This window comes from Pseudomonas sp. PvP089 (genome assembly GCF_017875165.1).
In the GTDB taxonomy this organism is placed as follows: domain Bacteria; phylum Pseudomonadota; class Gammaproteobacteria; order Pseudomonadales; family Pseudomonadaceae; genus Aquipseudomonas; species Aquipseudomonas fortuita.
Genome location: NZ_JAGGME010000001.1, coordinates 827,281 through 849,928 on the forward strand (window position 1 = coordinate 827,281; position 22,648 = coordinate 849,928).

A 22,648-nucleotide genomic window follows, 5' to 3' on the forward strand; every position below is an offset into this window, starting at 1 on the left:
CCGTTCAGCTAAGGTCCCATTTCAACGCGAGGTTCGTGATGTGTAACGATCAAGAGGATGGTCACTCGGATGACCCAGCACCTGCGCAAGTTGAAACCGAGGGTGAGGTCGAATACAGCGAGGAATTCGCCGCCATGATCCTGGAGCAGGAGGCGAAGGGCTGCTTCCAGGAAATTGACGTCGATGACATGCTCGCTCTGCTCGACTGCATGATCATCGAGGCCCAAGGCATGGGGCGGAAGCTACAGTGACTGGGGACAGCCCTGACTGTTGATACAGATGTCGCCAGCCGGTATGGCTGAAATCCTCGACGGTTGGATCTCTTCTTGGCTGGCCGTGGGTGAGTCGTCCTCCGAATAGGGTTGAGCAGATACACCCGCGGCTGAACGAGCATTAGCTGGCCATCGACTCGGGACGTCATGCCCCTCGTCTCAGGGATTTGAGCGTCAGTCATTCATCAGCCACGGCCTCAGTTCCTTGAGGTTGCTCACCACAATTTGCTGGGCCTCAGGGCTCGTCGCCAGGTTGCGCGGGTCGATCCGATAACGCATCAACACATACTTCACCAAGGCCCTGCGGCTGGGCACCACCAATTGTCCTTGCGTCATTCCGAAGTCGGTTTCAATGATTGCCTTCTGTGCCTCGTTCAATCGCCCATCGGGCTCGAAGATAACCGGAATCTCGACATTCCAGTCTTCATCCAGCTCCCGTGTATTCGGCGATTCGTCGAGCAGGTCCGGCTGCCCGCGCAGGCGGCTGAGCACGAAGTCGCGGTACTGGCCATTCTTTTCGCAGTAAGCCCGCACATGCCAACGCATGCCGGTGTAGACCAGCGTGTGAGGGGCGATGAGGCGAACCTCTACGTTCGGGGTATTAAACGACACGTACTCGGTTTCCAGGCGCAGGCCTTCGCGGCAAGCCTTGAGCAAGGGGCGCAGGATCTCCGGCCGAATGGGGCGATCCGGCACTTCCAACACTTTGGTGTGCGCATAGGCCAGTGCCAGTCCGTCGATGTGCGGGGCACGCTCATTGTTCTGATAGAGCAGGTGCAAATAGGCACTGGCACTGTCGTCGATGAACAGGGGTTTGAACTGCTTGCTCGGCACATACCCTTTGAGCTGCTTGTCATATGTCAAGTTTTTGGGCGCATGCTCGCTGATGTAAGTATTGATGTCCTTGGACGCCTGCTGGCGGCTGATGCCAAAGCTCTGCATCAAGTGCCCCGTGGTCAGCCTGCCTTCCCACCAGGTAACGGTCTCGATCAAACGATAGCGAAGTGCCAGGTCCCAGCGTACCTGTTCAATGGATTGCTTGCGTTTCATACCCTCTCCATGTGCGCGAATACTTTACCTGTATAAGTCTACATTCTAGACCTGTCGTTAATCACTACATATCGTGTGTCTGTCTTCGAAATAAGTTGAAGTCACGAAAGGAAGTGGACATGACTATGTCTGAAGCGGTTTCGACAGGGGCGCTGGTGTTGATCGGGATGATCCTGACGGTGCTCCTGATGCAGTACCTGAGGTTGCGAGAAATCTGGCACGTGGCGCTCGCCTGTCGCAAGGACGCGCGTTGGGCGCGGATCTGGGAAATGGAAAACCGGGAGCTACGTTCGGCACTGCGTGCTGAGAAAAGGCACATCGAGCAGTTGCAAAGCAAGCTCATGATTTTGCAGAACTTGATCTGTGCAGAGCGATAAGAGAAGGGCATGAACAGACTTGAACGGATCAAAGGCTGCCTGCTAGGCGGTGCTGTCGGAGACGCGCTCGGCGCCCCCGTGGAGTTTCTTGAGTGGCCTGCCATCGAGGCCAGGTTCGGTCCGCAGGGCATCATTGATTTTGCCCCGGCTTACGGCATTACCGGTGCCATCAGCGACGACACGCAGATGATGTTGTTCACCGCAGAAGGTTTACTGCGCGCTTTTGTGCTTGGCAGTTCACGGCAGGCGTGCCATGTCCCGAGCGTTATTCACCACGCGTTGCTGCGCTGGCTGCTGACCCAGGATTACCCCTCGACGACACCGGTCGCCGCAGATGGCTGGCTGATCGAGCAGGTGGAGCTCTGGTCTCGTCGCGCCCCTGGCACAACCTGCCTGAGCGCACTCAAGGCCAGCGCGCAGCTGGGAGCGGTTGCCGAAAACAACAGCAAAGGCTGTGGCGCGTTGGTACGTGTTGCGCCCTGTGCATTCTTTGCCAATGCATTTGACTACGCAGCGCAATCTGGGCGCCTGACGCACGGGCATCCGACGGGCTACCTGGCGGCTGGGCTATTCGCAGACATTCTTCAGCGTGTTGTCGATCTACAAGACAGCCTGGAACACGCCGTGACTCAAAGTTTGGCCAAGTATGGGCAAGTGCCTGGTATGGAAGAAACGCGCAGCCTTATTGAACGGGTGCTGTTCTTCTTTTACGAGGGCTATAAGCCAACCCCGCAACGCATTTGCGATCTTGGCGGTGGTTGGGTCGCCGAACAGACGCTGGCGATTGGACTGTGGTGTGCGCTGACAGCACGATCACTCGAAGAAGGGGTGATCACGGCAGTGAATCACAGTGGCGATAGCAACAGCACAGGGCTTGTCGCCGGGCACTTGTTGGGTGCCCAGTATGGTGCTGCTGCCATTCCTGCCCGCTGGTTCGAACGCCTGGAACTGCGCCAGGTGATCGTGCAGGTAGCCGAGGATCTTGAGCGTGTTCCACGTGATTACTGCGGGGTTGGTGGCGCGTTCGACGAGCATGCGGATTCCACGCTGACTCGGACACCCATTCCACGCGCATCCGGACAGTGATTCCACGCTGATCCGGACACTCATTCCACGAGCATCCGGACACCGACTCCACGGTCATCCGGACACTTTTCTGGCAGGCAGCCACGCAGGATTTATTCACTACCATCGATCTCTTTTTCGAAGCAGAGAGGTCGTTGTGGAGCGTTTATCCATGCGTAAAATCCGAGAGGTGTTACGCCTCAAGTTCGACTGCGGCCTGTCCGTGCGCAAGATCGCCCGCAGCCTGGGCATTGGCCACAGCAGTGCCGGTGATTACCTCTGCCGTTTTGCCGCCAGCGGCCTCACCTGGCCCTGTTCGTTGTCCGATGCCGAGTTGGAGCAGCAACTGTTCCCGCCGGCCCCGGCGGTTGCCAGTGAGAAGCGGCCTTTACCCGATTGGGCATGGGTGCATGCCGAACTGCGCCGCCCCGGGGTGACCCTGGCGCTGCTCTGGCAGGAGTACCGCCTGAGCCAGCCTCAGGGCTTTCAGTACAGCTGGTTCTGTGAGCACTACCGAGCCTGGCAGGGCAAGTTGGACGTGGTGATGCGTCAGGAGCACCGCGTCGGCGAGAAGCTGTTCGTCGACTATGCCGGCCAGACGGTGCCGGTTATCGATCGCCACAGCGGCGAGATCCGCCAGGCGCAGGTGTTCGTCGCGGTGCTCGGCGCGTCCAGCTACACCTTCGCCGAAGCCACCTGGTCGCAGCAGCTGCCGGACTGGCTAGGCTCCCATGCCCGCTGCTTCGCCTTCCTCGGCGGCGTGCCGGAGATCGTGGTGCCGGACAACCTGCGCAGCGCGGTGAGCAAGAGTCACCGCTACGAGCCGGACATCAACCCGAGCTACCGCGATCTGGCCGAGCACTATGGCGTGGCGGTGGTGCCGGCGCGGGCACGCAAACCGCGCGACAAGGCCAAGGCCGAAGTCGGCGTGCAGGTGGTCGAGCGTTGGATCCTCGCCGCACTGAGGAATCGGCAGTTCTTCTCCCTGGATGAACTCAACACGGCCATCGCCGGGCTGCTGGAGCGGCTCAACCAACGCCCGTTCAAGAAGCTGCCGGGCTCCCGGCAGTCGGCCTTCGACAGCCTGGATCGTCCGGCGCTGCGCCCCCTGCCGGAGCAACCCTACGTCTACGCCGAGTGGAAGAAGGCGCGGGTGCACATCGACTACCACGTCGAGGTCGATGGGCATTACTACTCGGTGCCGTATCAACTGGTGAAGAAGCAGCTGGAGGTGCGCCTGACGGCGCGCACCGTCGAGTTTTTCCACGCCAACCAGCGAGTGGCCAGCCACCTGCGCTCAATGCACAAGGGCAGGCACAGCACGCAGGCCGAGCACATGCCCAAGAGCCATCGCGAGCATGCCGAGTGGACGCCGCAACGGCTGATCCGCTGGGCCGAGCAGACCGGGCCGAACACCGCCGGCGTGATCCGGCACATCCTCGAACGGCGCATCCATCCGCAGCAGGGCTACCGGGCCTGCCTGGGCATCCTGCGCCTGGGTAAAACCCACGGTGAGGCGCGTCTGGAGTTGGCCTGCCGTCGCGCCATCAGCCTCGGCACGTGCAGCTACAAGAGCCTCGAATCGATCCTGCGCCAGGGGCTGGAAAACCTGCCGCTAGCTCAAACCAACCTGCCGCTACTACCGGACGACCACGCCAACCTGCGCGGATCCGCCTACTACCACTGACCCCAAGGAATCCCACCATGCTGCCCCATCCGACCCTGGACAAGCTGCAAACCCTGCGCCTGCACGGCATGCTCAAGGCGCTGAATGAACAACTGAAAACCCCGGACATCGACAGCCTGAGCTTCGAAGAACGCCTCGGCCTGCTGGTCGACCGCGAGCTGACCGAACGCGATGACAAGCGCCTGAGCAGCCGCCTGCGCCAGGCCCGGCTCAAGCACAACGCCTGCCTCGAAGACATCGACTACCGCAGCCCGCGCGGACTGGATAAGGCGCTGATCCTGCAACTGAGCAGTGGTCAGTGGCTGCGCGACGGCCTCAACCTGATCATCGGCGGCCCCACCGGTGTCGGTAAAACCTGGCTGGCCTGCGCCCTGGCCCACCAGGCCTGCCGGGAGGGCTACAGCGTGCGCTACCTGCGCCTGCCACGTTTGCTGGAAGAACTGGGTCTGGCCCATGGCGACGGCCGCTTCGCCAAGCTGATGAGCAGCTACGCCAAGACCGACCTGCTGATCCTCGACGACTGGGGCCTGGCCCCGTTCACCGGCGAGCAACGGCGCGACATGCTGGAGCTACTGGACGACCGTTACGGCCAGCGCTCGACCATCGTCACCAGCCAGATGCCGGTGGACAACTGGCACGAACTGATCGGCGATCCGACCCTGGCCGATGCCATCCTCGACCGCCTGGTGCACAACGCTTATCGGATCAATCTGAAGGGTGAATCAATGCGCAAACGGACGCAGAAATTGACGACGCCAGCCAACCCGGACTAACAATGCCACCCCTGCGTCGCTGCGCTCCGACTGCCTGTCCGAATGAGCGTGGAACAGGTGTCCGGATCAGCGTGGGCTGAGTGTCCGAATGGCGTGGAATCCGCAACGAGCAGATCGAATTGGCTTATCCGGGCAGTTGAATGCACCGATGGCAATACATCAGCGAAGAGACCAAGGAGCTTTAGAATGCCCATCAAACCCAGGCCCTTCACCTTTGAATGTGAAGGATGCGGTTGGACAAAGACAGTGGCACCGCAAAGTGATGTGCTGATGCCCGGCGAGTGGTTTGACCAGTGCCCGAGGTGCGGGAGCAAGGCACTGAAGATGCGCACCGCCGGGTGGCTTGAAGGGGCGTTGGCGGAGTTGCTGGCGCGGCGGCGATTTTGAGCGCACAGGCCAGGGTTCAGCGCCCTGGCCAGCAACGGCCTGCCAGCAGGCAGGCCTGGGTTAGTAACACGCTGTGTGCCGGCGTTTAGCGGCGTATTCGAGTGCGAAGGAAGTCATCAGACTCGACAGAGGTTCTGGTGCGAACGAGTTCGCAAACCTCCAGGGCTTTTCGAGCGGCCAGCTTGAGCGTTCGACGAAGGCCTTCGCATTCATCAACGAGTTTTTCCAGCCCGGAAGAATCGAACATTTGCTCAGAGATGGGGAATGCTCGATCAATTCTGTCAAACAGCGCCGTTCCGCCTATTTCCAGTGCATCGAGCTTGAACGCATTGAACTCGCCCTTGCGGCCTTCCAGTTGCGCAATATCGGCCTGGATGGCCTGCTTGTAGGCATCGAATACGGTATCGAGCTTGCTGTTAACCTTGCCGACTACATCCACTTTACGGTTGATCGAGCGCAGGAACTGCTCGAACGTCAGGCCGCTGGAGGGGTAGTCTTTCTTGCGCGTGGACGAATAGGCGCACATGCCGGCGTACTCGATACCCGCGAAACTCAGGTCGTCGGCTACTTGCTCCATGATCTCGAGAATATCGTCCTGAGACTTCACATCCGCCTTGTTCAACACGATATACAGCGACTCTGCGCGGAACGGCGTGGACTCGATGAACTCGATGTCGGACTGGTCGATGGTCCCGGCCGGGTCAAGGCCGATGACCCAGACCAGCGCCGATGCCTGATTGACCAGGGAGGCTGCAGTGCTACGGTCGGAGGCCGCGGCCCCACCCGTGGTACCCGGGTTGTAGCCGGGCGTATCGATGATGCACAGGTTGCCGAACAGCTCCGGGTCCATGGGAACCTTGACGCTGATGAAGGGCAGGATGCGCCGCAGGTCGAAGCCGAAGGCCTGAACATATTCGTGGCACATCGACGCGTACAGGCTGGGCTCCAGGTCGATGGCCCCACCGTTATACGAATAACCCTTGATCCGGGTTTCTTCGGAGCACACCACGTAGCTGGGGACCACGGTCACCGGGTTGATGCCGGTCGCCAACTTCACGCTCGGGTTACGGATGAAGCTGTTGACGAACGCCGACTTTCCGCTGCTGAAACCACCCGCAATGCTCAGGATGGTTTTGCCGGCAATGCTCGGGAAGTTGTTCAGCATCTGCATCTCGGCGAGGATCGCCTGCATGTCGAGCACTGCTTGGGCTTCACCGGCCAACGACGATTCTCGGCTGGCGAATTCCATATAGTCGTGGTTGATCAGGTCGGCGAATTTGGCCAGCTCTTCATTACCGGGCGGTTGCTGGGCCAGGACTTTGCTCACCAGGGAAAATTTCTCGGTTAGCGACAGGTGCTGCTTGTTGATGTCGGCGTAGTTGTCTTCCAGGTGCTGCTGGGAGGCCTTCAGTTGTTCGGTCAGGCTTTCCAGTAGGTCGACGTTCTGCTCCGTGGAAATCAACTGGTTCTTATGTTCCTCCAGGTACGTCTCCAGCTCGGCAATTTGTGCCAGCGCCTGTGCCTTGCGTTCCTCTAGCTCGGCCGCATTGGCTCGCTCTGCCTGCAACTGGGTTGTTAGCGCTTCATTGTCCGACTCCAGCGAGTCGATCTGTACAGCCTGCCCGGTGCACTGTTCGGCCAACTGCTGTTTGGCGTCGTTCAGTGCTTCGATCTGCTGCTGCGCGTCCGAGAGGGTGTGCCCAAGTTCAGCGATGCGCTGTTCTTTTTCCGCCAGCGCCTGCTTGCGATCTGCTAGCTGCTGTTGAAGGGTGGCGATCTCGGCAAGCGCCTGGTCCTTGCGTGCTTCCAACTCTGCCGTATTGGCCTGTTCTGCCTGCAACTGGTCGCTGAGCGTCTCATTGCGCGACTCCAGCGTGCGGATCTGCTCAGTCTGCTCGGCGCACTGCTCGGTCAACCGCTGTTTGACGTTGTTCAGCGCTTCGATCTGCTGTCGAGTATCGGCCAGGGTGTGCTGGAGCTCCTGAATGCACCGCTCTTTGTCGACAAGCTCCTGTTTGTGGTCGGCAAGGTGCTCTTCGAGCCCTGCGATCTGGGTCATGGCCTGAGCCTGACGCTCTTCCAGATCCTTGGCGTACACCTTGGCCTGGGCCAGTGCGAGCATAGCCTTCTGGAGCTTGCCCTTCTCCTGCGCTAACGCTTCGGAGGTCGAGGCCAAATTGGCTGTTTCAAGCTGCAACGCATCGACTAGCGAGCCGTTGCGTGATTTTAGCTCGCCGATTTCGTCGTTCTGGCCCGCGCACAGCGCGGACAATTGCTGATTGGTGCTGAAAAACGTGTCGAGCTGGCACTGGGCATCATCCAGGTGGCCCTGAAGTTCAGCTGCCAGCTTCTTGCGTTTGAACTGCCAGAAGCGGGACAGCGACTCCAGCGTCGAGCGTGCCTGTTCATGAATGGCTGGCGGGTTGCTCACAGGGTGACCTCTTCGGCCTTGCGTGCCAGACGTTCAAGCCGGTCAATGGTTTGAGCCGCGTTGTCGACCTGATCCTTGAGCACATTGATCCGGCGTTGAATTTCATCGACGAAGGAGTTGGAGATGGTGGAAGGTGCGTTGCGTTCAACATCGTTGATGAACGAACTGATCTTGCTTTTGACCTTGCTACCCAACGAGCCAATGAAGTCATCGGCGGCATCCTTGAAACGTTCGGCCTCGTAGCCCTTGAGTGTGCCGTTACTTTTCAGGGAGTCAGGCAACGGAATGCCCAAATCAAAGTCATCGTCAGGAATCGATTGAATGATCGAAAGAATCGCGAGCTTGATCATTTGCGCATTGGCATCCTGTTCAAGCACCTCACGGATCTTCGGCGTGAGGGTCCGGGCCAGTTCTTCGTTCAACCCGCGATGAGAGCTCTCCACCTTGGCGCCCAGCTCATCCTGGATGTCGTTCATGAACTCGTTGATGGTGGAGATGACCTGACTACTGATGATCTTGGAGCGGACGACCGTTTTCTCGGTAGTGCCGCCGCCCCAAAGCTTGCGGGCAAACCAGCTGCCAACCCCAGGGTTGTCGACGACAATGGTTTCACTGAAAGAGCCTTCCGCATCTTTGACAGTGGACTGCGTCTCGCGAAGCAATTGCGCAGCTGTCTTGCGCATGTCGTCACGCAACTTCTGGCGGTAGTCGGCCATGGTGTATTTGAAGCTGACATCCAGTTCCAGCGAGAGATCCAGTCGCTTCGATTCCAGCGAAGCCAGTTGTTCGTCCAGCTGATCGACGTTGGCGTTCTTGATCTGGATGACCTGGTTGCGTGCCAGGGTGATGATCAGCGCCTTGAATGCCTCAAGGTTCTTTTGTTTCCGAACCATCAGGTTGGCGATTTTTTCCCGTGTGATCTCCGTTTTCTTCTCGCGCACCTGGGCAAGCATGGCGTTGATCGCGTCAATGTTTGCCAAGCTGTCCAGGCTGCTCAACGACAGTGCCTGGTTGTCGCGAGTGAAGTAATCCGGGTAATCGGTGGACAGGTTGTCCCAGGTCACCTGCTCGTTCGAGTCCCAGGTTTCGGGCGTTTCGAAGCGGCGGTTGAGGCTGTGGCACAAGCCGGAGCTATGCAGCAGGTTACGGTGCACCGAACCGATCAGGTTGTCGAACACCGAGCCCACTTCCGGGCTGCTCATCTTGAGGTCTGCAAGGGTGCTCTGTGCCCGTGCCGACAGCTGGGCACGGATGGCTTCCACGGCATCGCTCAAGCGCGCGCGTTTTTCGCTGCCGTACAGTTGTGTGTCGATCTGGCTGGCCACCAGTACCAGTTCCTGAATGCCTTCCTTCTGGGTAATACGCCCCATCACCTCAAGGTCTTGCTCATTGAGGAACTGGCCGGCCGGGCTGACGATGAACACCACGTCGCAGGTTTTCAGCAATTCGACCGTGCGCTCTTCGCGCGACTGGACCGGATCGTTCATGCCGGGGGTATCGATGATGCAGATATCGCGTAGTGCCTCCAGCGGCATGGCGACATGAACCGTCTTGGTGAACGGCATGTACGTGCCGTCGGCACCGACATAGTTGTACAGACGAGCCGCCAGCTCTTTCGGGTTACCTGCCTGAATCTCGCTGTGCAAGTGCAGGGTGGCCGCATCGAGCCCTGACCTCTTCATGCGCTGGAACTGGTCGTATGCCGCGAACAAGCCTTCTTCGCGTTGCAGTTCGCTCAAGGCTTTTTTATCGGCCATGATCGTCAGCTGCGCCATATCGAGGGGCGCGCTATTGGCTTGGGCGTTACGACGCTTCACCAGCTCTTCCAGGCATTCGCGCTTGCGCGTGGCAAGGCGTTGCTCGAACTGGTCCGATTTGAAGCGGATCGCGGCGATGTCCGTTTCGCTGTAGAACTCAACCTTGGCCTGGAACACTTCGCCCCAGGTAATGGTGGTCAGTGCAGCGGTCATGGGTGTTGCGGCCTTGGGCAGGATCGGTTCGCCATTAAAAATCAGCGCATTGAGCAGCGATGACTTTCCGGCTTTCACACGACCAACAATACCGATGTTCATCAGCCGGTTCTGGTCCTGCAACGTCTGGCACGCTTGCGCGAGCTGTTGCGGTTGGTCGATGCCGTTCAGCCGCTTGAACTGCTCGATTTCGCGCTCAAACAGGTCCTGGTTGCTTGCTGCCAGCGTGTGCAGGCTTTCGCTAAAAGCGACGAGTGATTGGTAATCCATTAGGTCGTTCGCCTTACTTGTAGAGGTGTTCGTTTGCAGCGGCTTTTACTGCGGTGGCAAGGTTTTCCAGCACAGCAGTCTTCTCGCTGATCTGTGCTTCAAGCTGCAGTCTTTCCTGTGCAATTGAGTCGATCACATGCTTTTGCTTGGTGATCTGCTCTTCGAAACCGTCGCTGATCTTCTTCAGCATGGCGTTGAGCTGCTCGTCGATGATTGCAGGAATTTTTCCGCGCAGTTCCGCCTTGATGTTGGGGAACACTTCGCCGGTCAGTTTCTGGCGAAACTTCTCGCGCTCGTTACCGCCACCGTTAAACATCTTGAGAATTTCGGGCAAGAAGATGATCACCAGCTCTACCAGCGGATTGACCACGGTGGTGGTGACAGCGAGCACGGTAGAGAGGCTGCGGTAGAGCATGACGCCGCTGTTCTTGTCTTCCTCGGCACGATTGCTCAGGCGTGTCGACCAGTCGCTGAGCATTTCCGTGGTGCGCTCCAGCGAGAACTTGACTTTGCTGGAAAGCTCCTCGCTCCAGTTGCCGCTGATGTCCAGTACGGACATCTGGCTGCTGGTGGCACTGAGGTTGCTGGCAATCCGGTCGACCATGTTGGTGGAGATGTCCTGCACTTCAGATTTGATCGTGCTGGACAGGCTGCTGCGGATGATGTCGGAGAGTGCATTCGACAGGGCACTCGGGTTCTTACTGCTGCCCAAGGTGACCAGTTCGTCGAGGGAGTCGTTAAGGGCGTTGTCCAGGCCGCGCAGGCTACGGTCGAGCATTTTCCCCGAGTAGCGATCTTTCAGGTCCGACTCGACGTCTTTGCGTTGCTCCAGCAGCTTGGCCAAGGCCTGCTCGAGTGCGCGTGCGGTTTGCTCGCTCTCGGCCTTGTCCTTTTTCAGCATGCTCAGCGCCAGGTTGATCTGCGCCAGTACTTCGAAGTTCTGGTCCTTGAGGATGTCGATGAACAGGCGCGAGAACAGCACGTCAGGCTGCAATGCGGTCAGTGCATTTGTCAGTTCCTCACCACCACGGTTACCGATAGTGATGCTGCGGTAGTGCTCGCCGAAATACACCCCGAGCTGGTCGTCAATGTAGGCCTGCACGTCTTCAACCTGGTCGGCGGCGCGCAGGTTGCATTTGCTCAGCAGGAAGGTGAAATCGGTGTTGTAGGTTTTTAGCTCGTCGAGTTTGCGCAGCATCGACTGCGTAATGTTGCCGTCCTCGATGCTGGTCAGCACCACGAAGTGCACACCGCGCGGCAGGTAGTAAGCAATGGCCTTATTGTGGTTTTCCAGCGATGAGCCGAAGCCCGGCATGTCGACCAGCACCAGGGGCGCAATGGCTTTCAACGCCTCGCTGTCGAGGTACAGGCGCAAGTGAGAAAACTCGCTGGAACGACGGTTGATGGTACTCAGTGCTTCAACAGGCAAACGTTCCTGCACGCCGTCGGGCTTGATCGCCAGCAGATAAGGCTCGGAGGAATAACGAAGCTCGGTCGCCAGTTCAGTTTCTGGCGCAATCCCGACCGGCAAGATGTCCTTGCCCATCAGCGCGTTCAACAGCGAGCTCTTACCGGCACTGAAGGCCCCGATCACGGGCACTACAAGCTCGGTCTCCATCACTTTTGGAAGCAATGACTGATCGAATGAAAACGCTTGGTCATTGAGCAGCACCTGCATTTTCTTCAAGTAAGTGGCGAACTCTTTCTGGCTTTCGAGCATGGTGATATTCCTTTAAGTGTTGATGGTCTGCGCGAAGGCATGGCATAGGGTGCACAGAGGCTTATGCGCTGGGATATTCAAGTAATCGCTGGTCTTTTCTCGTCGTGCGAGAAGGGGGCCGGCCCGAGAAGGTTACAACCGCAGTTGCCGCATTCGGGTCGCGTTCAGGGCCGTTCACGAGGTCAGTGCGTCACTGCTTGGCTCGTGGTCTTGTTACAGAAGCATTGAGTGCAATGGAAGGGGAGGGCAAAGGCATGCACACGTCCTTGTCTGTAGGGTGTTGATCGCGCATACCAAATAACTGATGGCATATCGCATCCCGGATGAGATTGCGTTGGGTGAAACCAATAGATCGGCGCAATCTGTTCTGCCTGTATGATGGCACTTTGATTCGGCATGGTAAACTGTCAACAAAACGCCCATATCCCGGGGTTTTTCTTCAGATGCAACGCGCATTTTCAAGGCCTTGCGCGGAGGTGCATGGTTGAAATATTTACCTGTATGCTTAACCAGTATTCAGGCGCTGCACGTGTAACTGCAAGCGGTAGGGATAGAACGAAAGCAAGTCAAGCTATTTTCTCGCCAATAAGCATTTGGCGAAGGCTTCATTTTTTAGTGGCGGCCTATTGGCATTATGCTGGTCGCGTTTTTGGTGATGGACCTCGCTTGGTTATCCAGCGAACTGGCAGGAGCAGCAATGAATGGTGTGGGTTATCGGTATCGTCGTCGCGTTGATCGGCTTTGCGATGATGTCTCGTCCTTTCAGGATTGGTTTCGCCCTCTATTTGGTCTTCCTGATTTACTACATCTACCTGTATGGCGGTAAAGGGGATCTGGCAGAGGCGTCCACCGCACTTTCACTCGTGTCCGGGGCGGTAGGCCTTTTGGTCCTCGGGGCAGTGCTGGGTGGCATACGGTCGAGTGCTGGCAGTGAGTCGGAGTACATAGCCAAACGTAAGCGAGTCTGGATTTTTCTGCTGAAGTTTGGTGGCGCATACGTTGTGTTTACCCAGCTGCTGACTGTGGCATTGTTTTTGGGCGGAGGGGGCGGTTCCTGGGAAGACTGGACAGCAGCAGGGTTCATGGTGAAATTACTGCCCTACAAGTGGGTTGGGTATTTGCTGATGTTGGCGGGGTACTACTGCTTGAAAGGCAAATCCAAAACGCCCCGGCCCCTACGCACTTGATGCCTTTTTATCTCTTTTCAGAACTATCAAGCATTACCACCACTGTTGGACGTGCGCTGGCACTGTCGTCGATGAGCAGCGGCTTGAACTGCTTGCTTGGCATATAACCCTTGAGTTGCTTGTCATATGTCAAGTTTTTGGGCGCATGTTCGGTGATGTAGGTATTGATATCCTTGGACGCCTGCTGCCGACTAATGCCAAAGCTCTGTATCAAGTGTCCCGTGGTCAGCCGGCCCTCCCGCCAGGCTGCGGTTTCAATCAGGCGATAGCGAAGAGCTAGGTCCCAGCGAACCTGTTCGATGGATTGCTTGGCTTCATACCCTCTCCGTATGCTCGAATTCTTTACCTGTATAAGTCTACATTATAGACGTGTCACTTTGAGCTACATATCGTCTTGCTGTCTTCGGAATTATCAGGGTTTTGAAGGGGGCGAACATGGCTGCGTGGGATGGGGTTTCTATAGGCGCATTGCTGTTGATGGGGGCTACGCGAGCTCTGGAAAATGGCTCTCGACTTCAAAAGGTATGTGCGTTGGGCTCGCATTTGGGGGATGGAAATTCGGGAGCTGCGTTCAGCACTGCGGGCTGAGAAAGCGCACATTGAGCAGTTGCAAAGGAAACTGGTGATTCTGCAGGAGTTGATTCCGGCAGAGGGCTAAGGGGAGGGCATGGGCAGCGTTGGGCGTGTCAGCCTGATAGAAGGTGCTGTCACTGATGCGTCAGGTGCTTCAGTGGATTTCTTTAGTGCTCCTTAACAGGCTTGACCCAAATAAATCAGTCTTAACCCTAGCAAGTCAGCTAAAATCTTCGACTCTTAATCGATATGGATCTGGAAATGACCGATCGGTGGTTGAGTGTCGAGGAAATCGGTGAGCACTTGGGCGTGAGTAAGGACACTGTCTATGCATGGATCGCAAAGCGACACATGCCTGCGCACAAGGTGGGGCGGCTCTGGAAATTCCAGAAGGCTGAGGTCGATTCGTGGGTTAAAGCTGGTGGGGCAAGTGATGATGCGACTTTGGGGTCAGCATGAGTGCCGAGCGCTACCGTCTGTCATTCACCACGGGTGGTCTATTTCTGCAGGAAGCCCCGTTGGTTGCCGAGCGTTACCTGTCATTGCGCGACTGGTCGCAGACCCGTGCAGAGGTACGTAATGGCAACCTCCTGCAGGCGCGTACAGCCAGCTCTGCGAAGCGCATTAGCATCGAGTTGTTCGGGCGACTTGAACTGCTTGATATCGAAGAACTGGAGGCTCTGGTCGACGGTAACCGGCGAGAGCGCAGTTACTTGCTCTGGTCGGCGGTCTGTCGCCGTTATGGCTTCATCCGTGATTTTGCCATTGAGGTACTGCACGAGTACTACCTCAGCCGGCGTCACCGGATCATGACTACTGACTATGAGGCTTTCTACAACGCCAAGGCGCTTTGGCATAAGGAGCTGGATGAAATTGCAGTCTCCACCCAAAAGCGTTTGCGCCACAGTGTATTTCAGATGCTGCGCGAGTCCGACCTGCTCTCAGAGCAAGGTCAGATCCAGCCTGCACTGCTTACCCCGCATCTGGTCCGATTGATAGCCAAGCATGGGCGCGAACATCTGCTGGTTTTTCCAGCCACGGACAGTGAAATTCAAAGGTGGCTTCAATGAGCCGAAAAATCAGCCAGCAGCCCCTGGCCACGCGCTTCGAGCACCTGCTGGGCGTAATCAGCAGCCAGCGATTTCTGGAGATGAAAGGGCTGAACAACGACCTGCCGTTCTACATTTGCGAGTTCAAAGCCTCCGAGTCCTTCGAGATGCAGCGCATGCAGCGGCAGCTAGTCAACAACCTGGCCAGCATGAGTATCGGCTGCCTACAGGGACGTGGCGTGCGCGTCATGGAGATCAACCTTTACGATCTGTCCATTGAGCTGCTCAAGGCCCGCGATGGCAGTAGCGATGACAGCAGCCTCTGGGACGAGATACTCGCTGTCGAGTCCGAGGTAGAGAAAGATGCCCTGCTGGAGCTGCTGCAGAATGTCCTAGGCGTCGAAGAGTACCTGGTCCCGGCGATTGGCGAGCGCCTCGCTGGGGCGGAGTACGACGTTCTGTTTCTCTCCGGGATTGGCGAGGTGTTCCCCTACATTCGCTCGCACAACGTGCTCAACAACCTGCAGAGCACGGCCAAGGGAAAACCAACCGTGATGTTCTTCCCTGGCGAGTACCGTCATTCACTGCAGGAGGGGGCTTCGTTGGAGCTGTTCGGCCTGCTGCACGACGACAAGTACTACCGCGCATTCAATATTTTCGAGATTCAGGGCTGAGGAAGTAGTAGATGGAACTCAACGGTATTTTCCTGAACCCCGTCAGCCGCCCCATCGAGGGGGTGATCAAGGCCGACGATGAGACCAGCTTGTATGATGAACTGAGCGAGTACGTCCTTACCGACGAGGTTGCCAAGCGCTTGGAGCACTTCCTCGACGCCTACACCGATTACCACGGTGCCAACGGGGTATGGGTTTCGGGCTTCTTCGGTTCGGGTAAGTCGCACCTGCTCAAGATGCTGGCTCTGCTACTGGAAAATCGCTGCATCGATGGCACCTGTGCCCTGGAAATTTTTCTGCCCAAGATCCACGGGGACGATGCGTTGCTGCGCAGCAAGCTCAAACAGGCGGTCACCATCCCCTCGAAGAGCATCCTGTTCAACATCGATCAGAAGGCCGACATCATCAGCAAGACCCAGATCGACGCCTTGCTGTCGGTTTTCGTCAAGGTCTTCAACGAGATGTGCGGCTACTTCGGCAAGCAGGGCTACATTGCCCAGTTCGAGCGTGATCTCGACAGCCGCGAACAGTTCGAGGCCTTCAAGGACGCCTACCAGATCATCGCCAAAAAGCCCTGGGGGCGCGGACGTGAACAGGCCCTGCTTGAGTCCGGCAACATTGCCAAGGCCTATGCGCAGATCACCGGCGAAGATCCGGCTTTGGCCAAGGGCATCCTCGACAAGTACCGCACTCAGTACAGCGTTTCCATCGAAGACTTCGGCAACCAGGTCAAGGCCTGGCTGGACAAGCAGCCGGCCAACTTCCGCCTGAATTTCTTCGTTGACGAGGTGGGGCAATACGTCGCCGACAACACCAAGCTGATGACCAACCTGCAGACCGTCGCTGAAAGCCTGGCGACCAAGTGCCAGGGGCGAGCCTGGATCATCGTCACAGCTCAGGAGGACATGAACTCCGTGCTCGGCGATATGAGCAAGCAGCAGAGCAACGACTTCACCAAGATCCAGGCGCGCTTCGCCAACCGCCTCAAGCTGACCAGCGCCGATGTGGCCGAGGTGATCCAGAAGCGCCTGCTGACCAAGAACTCGGTGGGCACTGGACTGCTGGAAAGCGTCTACGGCCAGCAGTTCAACAACTTCAAGACGCTCTTCGAGTTCGCTGATGGCGGTCAGCACTACCAGAATTTCCGCGATCTTGAGCACTTCACCTACTGCTATCCATTCGTGCCCTACCAGTTCCCGCTGTTCCAGTCGGCCATCCGCGGCATTTCACTGCACAACGGCTTCGAGGGCAAGGCCAACTCGGTAGGTGAGCGCTCCATGCTCGGTGTGTTCCGCGAGGTGGCCATGGCCATCGACAATGAGCCGGTTGGCCAGCTGGCGACCTTCGACCGTATGTTCGAAGGCATTCGAGGCGCGCTGAAGAGCTCGATCCAGAGCGCGATCAACAACGCCGAACGTCACCTGGGTGATCCCTACGCCGTGCGCGTGCTCAAGGCGCTGTTCCTGGTCAAGTACGTCAAGGAGTTCAAGGCCACCTTGCGCAACCTCAGCGTACTGATGCTGGAACGCTTCGGCGAGGATGTACCAGCCCAGCGCAAGAAGCTGGAGGCCGCACTCAACCTGCTGGAGCTGCAGACCTACATCCAGCGCAATGGTGATCTCTACGAGTATCTGACCGACGAAGAGAAGGACATAGAGGAAGAGATCAAGAACACCGAGGTCGAGTCGGCCGACGTGATCAAGGAGCTGGAGGGGCTGCTGTTCGAGGGCGCAATCAAGCAGCGCAAGATCCGCTACGAGAACGGCCAGGATTACCCCTACGCGCGCAAGATGGATGACCGGGTGCTCAGCCGCGAGCATGAGCTGGCCATCCACGTCGTCACGCCGCTCAGCGACAACTTCGACAACCCCACGGTGCAGCGCATGCAGAGCATGGGGCGCGATGAGTTGCGTGTCGTGCTGCCCGCCGACGCGCGTTTCATGCAAGACCTGACTATGTACAAGCGCACCGAGAAGTACATCAGGCAGAACAGCAACACTCAGCAGGAGGCGGTCAAACGCATACTCGATGCAAAGGGCTTCCAGAACACCGAGCGTCTGGCCGAGTTGCAGGAGCGTGCCAAGTATCTTCTCGGCCACGCGCAACTGATTATCAATGCGGCCGATGTGGACGTGTCCAGCAACGATGGCCAGACCCGCATCCTCAAGGGTTTCTACCAGCTCATCGAAACCACCTATCCGAACCTGCGCATGCTGCGCGATGTGGCGTTCAGCGAAAACGACGTCGGCAGATACCTGCGCCAGGGGCAGGATGGGCTGCTGGGCAACGACGTCACCAGCCTGAGCGAGCCGGAGCAGGAGCTGCTGGCCTTCATCCAGACCAATGCGCGCAGTGGCGTGCGGACCACGGTGAAGAGTCTGCTGGAGCGATTCGAGCGCAAGAGCTATGGCTGGTACTACGCCGCCATCCTCTGCAACCTCGCGCTGCTCTGCGCACGCGGCAAGGTCGAGGTGCGACAGGACAGCAACCCGCTGGAGGGGGACATCCTGGAGCGCAGCCTGCGCAATACCAACGCCCATTCCACGTTGGTGCTGGAGCCGCAGATCGAGTTCACTGCCTCCCAGGTGCGGACGCTCAAGGATTTCTTCGCCGACTTCTTCGATCGGCCGACCAGCAGCAACGAGGCCCGCGCCCTGGCCCGTGAAACCATCGATGCCATCAAGGATCTGGAGCTGGAGCTTGCCGAGCTGCACGGCCAGAAGACGCAATACCCCTTCCTGGTGACTCTAGACGGGGTGCTGGCGACCCTCAAGGAAATCGCCGCGAAAAACCCCAGCTGGTTCCTGACCGACCTGTCTCGTGCGGAAGACGCGCTGCTCGAAACCAAGGAGCAAATCATTGATCCGCTGCAGCGCTTCATGCGCAGCCCGCTGCGTGAGATCTACGATCAGGCCCGCCAACTGATGCAGGAGCAGCAAGACAACTTCACCTATGTGAACGTCGTCGAGGTTGAGGCTATCCGTGCCGTGCTGGCCGACAGCAGGCCCTGGCAGGGTAACCGCTTACAGCAGGTCAGGCCGCAGCTGGAGACGCTCCAGCTGGCCATTGCCAACCAACTGGCCAGCGAGCAGCAAGCCAGCGAGCAACTGCTCGACGAACTGGAGCAGCGCCTGTGTGGTGCTGACGGCTACGCAGGGCTAAGTGTGGGGCACAAGGAACAACTGGCATCCTCCTTTAGTGCTGCTCGCCAGGCACTGAATGGACAAAAACTGATTGCAGTACTGCGTGATCAGCGCCGGCGTTTCGAGGATGAGCGCTACCCGCAACTGTTGCTTAACCTCGAACTATTGGCCCGCCCACAACCTGTAAAGCCCGAGCAACCCGAGCCGTCACCGCAGCCCAGCAAGGAACTGACGGGGGGCGGCAATGTGCCGCCCGGCCAGCCGCCGCAGAGAGTTGCTGAGCCGCGCATCGTACAGGCGCGTCAGATCAAGGTCGGTTACGGCAAGCCGTGGCTCACCAGCGAGGCCGAGCTGGACGATTACCTGCAGAAGCAGCGCGAGGCCTGGCTGAGAGAGATCCAAGCCGGTAACCGCGTACAGATCTGATTTTGTAACGAATTCAAGTGGCCTGCCTGCTGCGGGCCACTCTAGGTTGAGACTGCCCGGTCGAGTGCCGGGAGCAGGAGAGTTGGAAAGATGGAAACCGCCAAGCTGAAGAAGTTTGCCCAGGCTGCCCGCACCGAGCTGCGCAAGCAGGTCGAAACCAAGTTGATCCAGGTGCTGCACGCCAGCAGTGCTGCGCGTCGCGAGAATCCGCAGGCTGTGGCTCAGTTGGAAAGGCAGATCCAGGAGTCCAGCAAGGAGCAGGTAATCGAGAGGGTCGCCTACACCTGGTTCAACCGCTTCTGCGCCTTGCGTTTCCTCGATGTGAACGGCTTCACCAATCCCCGTGTGCTGACGCCCATGGAGGGACAGATCACCCCGGAAATCCTCGCCGAGGCGAAGATGGCGCTCCTGGACGAGGAGCTAGTCACTGGCAAGACGCGAGAAAAGGTTCTGGATCTGTTGGCCGGCAAGGCACCCAGTTCCGATCCTCAAGGAGAGGCATATCGCCTGTTGCTGGTGTCGGTGTGCAACCACTGGTATGGGCAGATGCCCTTCCTCTTCGAGCAGATCGCCGACTATACCGAACTGCTGATGCCCGAAGACTTGCTGTCGCAAGGTTCCATAGTTACCAGTCTGCGTGAGGTGATGAATGAGGAAGTCTGTCAGGACGTTGAGGTCATCGGCTGGCTCTACCAATTCTATATCGCGGAGAAGAAGGATGAGGTCTTCGCCGGACTGAAGAAGAACATCAAGATCTCTGCGGAGAACATCCCCGCCGCGACGCAGCTGTTCACCCCGCACTGGATCGTCCGCTATCTGGTCGAGAACTCGCTGGGCCGCCTGTGGCTGCTCAACCGTCCGCAGTCGAAGCTGGCCGAGAGGATGGACTACTACATTGCGCCGGAAGAGTCGGAGACGGACTTCCTGCGCATCTCCAGACCGGAAGAAATCCGCATCTTCGACCCGGCCTGCGGGTCGGGGCATATGCTGACCTACGCCTTCGATCTGCTTTACGCAATCTACGAGGAAGAGGGCTATGACCCGACCGAGATCCCGGCGCTGATTCTGACCCATAACCTCTATGGAGTTGAGATCGACGACCGTGCCGGAGCGCTGGCGGCCTTTGCGCTTGTGATGAAGGCCGCCGCTCGGCTCGGGAGGCGTCGTTTCCTGCGCATGAAGGCACAGCCCAATATCTGCGTGCTCGAGAATGTGAGCTTCACCCAGGATGAGCTGCACGACGTGGTTGCCATCATGGGGCGTGACCTGTTCACGGATGAGCTGCGCGAGACACTCTTGCAGTTTGAGCAGGCTAAAAACTTTGGCTCGCTGATCGTACCTAAACTGCGGGATCCAGTGGAGACGGCTCGGCTGGTAGCGGCAAAGGACTTTGGTGGCGATCTGTTGCTGAAAGAAGTGCAGGGGCGCGTATTGGCTGTGCTACGTATGGCCGAGTTTCTCTCGAATAAATATCATGTTGTAGTTGCTAACCCGCCGTATATGGGCGGGAAAGGGATGAATGCAGATCTACAGGAGTTGGCGAAATCAAATTACGAAAGTGGAAAGTCTGACCTGTATTCGATGTTCATCCTCAGGGTCAGCGAAATGCTGCCACGCTTAGGTGTTACGGGTCTAATGACTCCCTTCACATGGATGTATCTTTCCTCGTTTGAGGAGCTTCGGTCAAAGCTTCTTGAGGTTGGTCAGCTTATTTCACTGGTCAAACCTCAATATCACACAATGTTTGATAGCGCAGCGGTCCCGATTTGCGCTTTCTGTTTTGAGGTCGGGAAAACAGAAAGTACGGGCGTGTTTTTCAACTTGGAGCAATTCAAGAGAAGGGAGCATCAGTCAGCAAAGTTGCTTGAGGCAATCAAAAACCCAGTTTCGCCCTGGCGCTACGAGATGAAGTCAAAGGTGTTTCGTTCGCTCCCAGGTACTCCAATCTCCTTCACTCTTCCAAAGCAAGTTATCAATATTTATCAGGTGGGTGGAACGGTAAAGGATCATTTTCCCCCGAGACAAGGCATTAAGACTGGAAGCAACGATAAATTTCTTAGGCTGTGGCATGAAGTAGAAAGAAATAATTCTGCTGTAGCGTCGGGAGATAGCGATATCCAAGCGCGACGTTGGTTCCCATGTTCGAAGGGTGGAAGCTTTCGTAGATGGTACGGTAATTATGAGCATTTGCTTGATTGGGAGAACGAAGGCGCGCGGATAAAGAACTTCAAAGATGATAGTGGGAAGCTATTATCGCGTCCTCAAAACATTCAGCATTTTTTCAAGGGTGGGCTAACTTGGTCGACCCTGACAATCGCGTCGATGTCGATGCGATTGCTTCCAAGTCACTTTGCTTTCGAGAGCAAGGGATCTGCAATACCGATCGAACATACTAGAGATCGGTGGCTGATGCTTGCGTATTTGAACTCATCCGTCGTCGACGCACTTATTGCAGCGACATCTCCTACTATGGATTACGGGGAGGGCGCAGTTGGAAGATTGCCATTTCCACCGAAAATCGAGAGAACAGTGGATCTTGCCCATGCGGCTTCAGAGTTGTCCCGCTCTGACTGGGATGCCTATGAAACCTCTTGGGATTTCACCAACCTCCCGCTCCTCTCGCCCGTTCATCGAGGGAAGACGCTGGAGGACAGCTACGCGTACCTACGCACCCTTTGGCAGAGCATGACTGACGACATGCAGCGGCTGGAGGAAGAAAACAACCGAATCTTCATCGATGCATATGGCCTACAGGACGATCTGACCCCCGAGGTGCCTATCGAGGAGGTCACCATCACCTGCAATCCTACATACCGCTACGGTGGCAAGGCCACGGCGCAGGAGAGAGAGGAGCGTCTGCGAGCAGACACCATCGCCGAGTACCTCAGCTATGCAGTGGGTTGCATGTTCGGCCGTTACAGCCTGGACAAGCCGGGCTTGGTGCTGGCCAACCAGGGCGAGTCGCTGGCGGATTACCTGCGACAGGTACCTGCGCCGCGCTTCATGCCGGATGAAGACAACGTGATCCCGCTGCTGGATGGTGAATGGTTCGCCGATGATGTGACCGAGCGCTTCCGCCAGTTCCTGCGCGTGACCTTTGGCGAGGAGCGCTACGAGGAAAACCTGGCCTTTATCGAAAAGGCGCTGGGCAAGGATGTGCGCAAGTACTTCCTCAAAGATTTCTACGCCGATCACGTCAAACGTTACAAGAAGCGCCCGATCTACTGGCTGTTCTCCAGCCCCAAGGGTACCTTCAGCGCCTTGGTCTACCAGCACCGCTACCGGCCGGACACCGTCAGCGTGGTGCTGCAGTACCTCCGTGACTTCCGTAAGAAGCTCGCTGCGCGACTGGACTACCTGCAGCAGGTGGCCATGAGCACCTCAGCCAGCCAGGGCGAAAAGACCAAGGCCAACAAGGAAGCGGAGAGCATCAAGAAGCAGCTGCTGGAGCTGGACGACTACGAGCGCGAAACCCTCTACCCGCTGGCCACCGAGCAGGTGCAGCTGGATCTTGACCTTGGGGTTAAGTCCAACTACCTCAAGCTGGGAGCAGCCCTGAAGAAAATTCCAGGACTGGAAGCCAAGGAAGACTGA

Annotated in this window: 16 protein-coding genes and 2 pseudogenes; 13 read left to right on the forward strand and 5 right to left on the reverse strand. The window is 57.6% G+C overall.

The annotated features are described in order from the left end of the window. Positions 1-38 precede the first annotated feature (38 nt). Complete coding sequence (locus tag J3A71_RS03800) at positions 39-251, forward strand: hypothetical protein (protein WP_172901756.1); 213 nt, start codon at positions 39-41, stop codon at positions 249-251. A 195-nt stretch (positions 252-446) separates the two neighbouring features. Here the strand turns inward: J3A71_RS03800 and J3A71_RS03805 are convergent, their stop codons facing one another. Continuing rightward, positions 447-1,322, reverse strand: coding sequence for a WYL domain-containing protein (locus tag J3A71_RS03805; protein WP_096426792.1), 876 nt, complete (start codon positions 1,320-1,322; stop codon positions 447-449). Positions 1,323-1,441: 119 nt separating this feature from the next. Between J3A71_RS03805 and J3A71_RS03810 the strand changes: the two genes are divergently transcribed. From J3A71_RS03810 to J3A71_RS31275, 5 genes are all read left to right on the forward strand, one after another. Then, entirely contained in the window at positions 1,442-1,699 is a 258-nt protein-coding gene (locus J3A71_RS03810; protein ID WP_096426791.1) for a hypothetical protein, read from the forward strand. Positions 1,700-1,708: 9 nt separating this feature from the next. Further along, positions 1,709-2,785, forward strand: a complete 1,077-nt coding sequence (locus J3A71_RS03815; RefSeq protein ID WP_209953641.1) for an ADP-ribosylglycohydrolase family protein — start codon at positions 1,709-1,711, stop codon at positions 2,783-2,785. 151 nt (positions 2,786-2,936) lie between these two features. Further along, positions 2,937-4,451 carry an IS21-like element ISPpu7 family transposase gene (istA, locus tag J3A71_RS03820; RefSeq protein ID WP_019437638.1) on the forward strand — a complete coding sequence of 505 codons (1,515 nt, stop codon included), beginning with the start codon at positions 2,937-2,939 and terminating at the stop codon, positions 4,449-4,451. 17 nt (positions 4,452-4,468) lie between these two features. Beyond that, a complete protein-coding gene (gene istB, locus J3A71_RS03825) occupies positions 4,469-5,224 on the forward strand; it encodes an IS21-like element ISPpu7 family helper ATPase IstB (protein ID WP_019437637.1) in 756 nt (251 codons plus the stop codon). A 186-nt stretch (positions 5,225-5,410) separates the two neighbouring features. Continuing rightward, the gene (locus J3A71_RS31275; RefSeq protein WP_034100781.1) at positions 5,411-5,611 is read left to right on the forward strand and encodes a hypothetical protein; all 201 of its coding nucleotides are present in this window, start codon (positions 5,411-5,413) and stop codon (positions 5,609-5,611) included. An 85-nt stretch (positions 5,612-5,696) separates the two neighbouring features. Here the strand turns inward: J3A71_RS31275 and J3A71_RS03830 are convergent, their stop codons facing one another. Genes J3A71_RS03830 through J3A71_RS03840 form a run of 3 tightly spaced genes read right to left on the reverse strand, consistent with a single transcriptional unit; the run spans position 5,697 to position 12,002 of the window. Then, positions 5,697-8,042: a dynamin family protein gene (locus J3A71_RS03830; RefSeq protein ID WP_096426789.1), complete on the reverse strand. Its 2,346-nt coding sequence runs from the start codon at positions 8,040-8,042 to the stop codon at positions 5,697-5,699. Next, complete coding sequence (locus tag J3A71_RS03835) at positions 8,039-10,282, reverse strand: dynamin family protein (RefSeq protein ID WP_096426788.1); 2,244 nt, start codon at positions 10,280-10,282, stop codon at positions 8,039-8,041. The genes J3A71_RS03830 and J3A71_RS03835 overlap by 4 nt, the downstream gene beginning before the upstream one ends. 13 nt (positions 10,283-10,295) lie before the next feature. After that, positions 10,296-12,002 carry a dynamin family protein gene (locus J3A71_RS03840; protein WP_096426787.1) on the reverse strand — a complete coding sequence of 569 codons (1,707 nt, stop codon included), beginning with the start codon at positions 12,000-12,002 and terminating at the stop codon, positions 10,296-10,298. Between the two features lie 701 nt (positions 12,003-12,703). Here J3A71_RS03840 and J3A71_RS03845 point away from each other — a divergent pair. Next, a complete protein-coding gene (locus J3A71_RS03845) occupies positions 12,704-13,189 on the forward strand; it encodes a hypothetical protein (protein WP_096426786.1) in 486 nt (161 codons plus the stop codon). Between the two features lie 52 nt (positions 13,190-13,241). Here the strand turns inward: J3A71_RS03845 and J3A71_RS03850 are convergent. After that, a pseudogene (locus J3A71_RS03850) lies at positions 13,242-13,520 on the reverse strand (WYL domain-containing protein); the annotation flags it as partial. Between the two features lie 104 nt (positions 13,521-13,624). Between J3A71_RS03850 and J3A71_RS31280 the strand changes: the two are divergent. The 6 genes and pseudogenes from J3A71_RS31280 (at position 13,625) to pglX (ending at position 22,648) form a co-directional block, all read left to right on the forward strand. Beyond that, positions 13,625-13,847: pseudogene (locus tag J3A71_RS31280) on the forward strand (hypothetical protein). 176 nt (positions 13,848-14,023) lie between these two features. Continuing rightward, positions 14,024-14,221: a helix-turn-helix domain-containing protein gene (locus J3A71_RS03855; RefSeq protein ID WP_096426785.1), complete on the forward strand. Its 198-nt coding sequence runs from the start codon at positions 14,024-14,026 to the stop codon at positions 14,219-14,221. Continuing rightward, positions 14,218-14,832 (forward strand): DUF1819 family protein, encoded by a 615-nt coding sequence (locus tag J3A71_RS03860; RefSeq protein WP_096426784.1) that lies wholly within the window; start codon positions 14,218-14,220, stop codon positions 14,830-14,832. The genes J3A71_RS03855 and J3A71_RS03860 overlap by 4 nt, the downstream gene beginning before the upstream one ends. Beyond that, positions 14,829-15,485 carry a DUF1788 domain-containing protein gene (locus tag J3A71_RS03865; protein ID WP_096426783.1) on the forward strand — a complete coding sequence of 219 codons (657 nt, stop codon included), beginning with the start codon at positions 14,829-14,831 and terminating at the stop codon, positions 15,483-15,485. Before J3A71_RS03860 ends, J3A71_RS03865 begins: the two co-directional genes overlap by 4 nt. Positions 15,486-15,496: 11 nt before the next feature. Beyond that, positions 15,497-19,054, forward strand: a complete 3,558-nt coding sequence (gene brxC / locus J3A71_RS03870; RefSeq protein ID WP_096426782.1) for a BREX system P-loop protein BrxC — start codon at positions 15,497-15,499, stop codon at positions 19,052-19,054. 90 nt (positions 19,055-19,144) lie between these two features. Further along, a complete protein-coding gene (gene pglX, locus J3A71_RS03875; RefSeq protein ID WP_096426781.1) occupies positions 19,145-22,648 on the forward strand; it encodes a BREX-1 system adenine-specific DNA-methyltransferase PglX in 3,504 nt (1,167 codons plus the stop codon).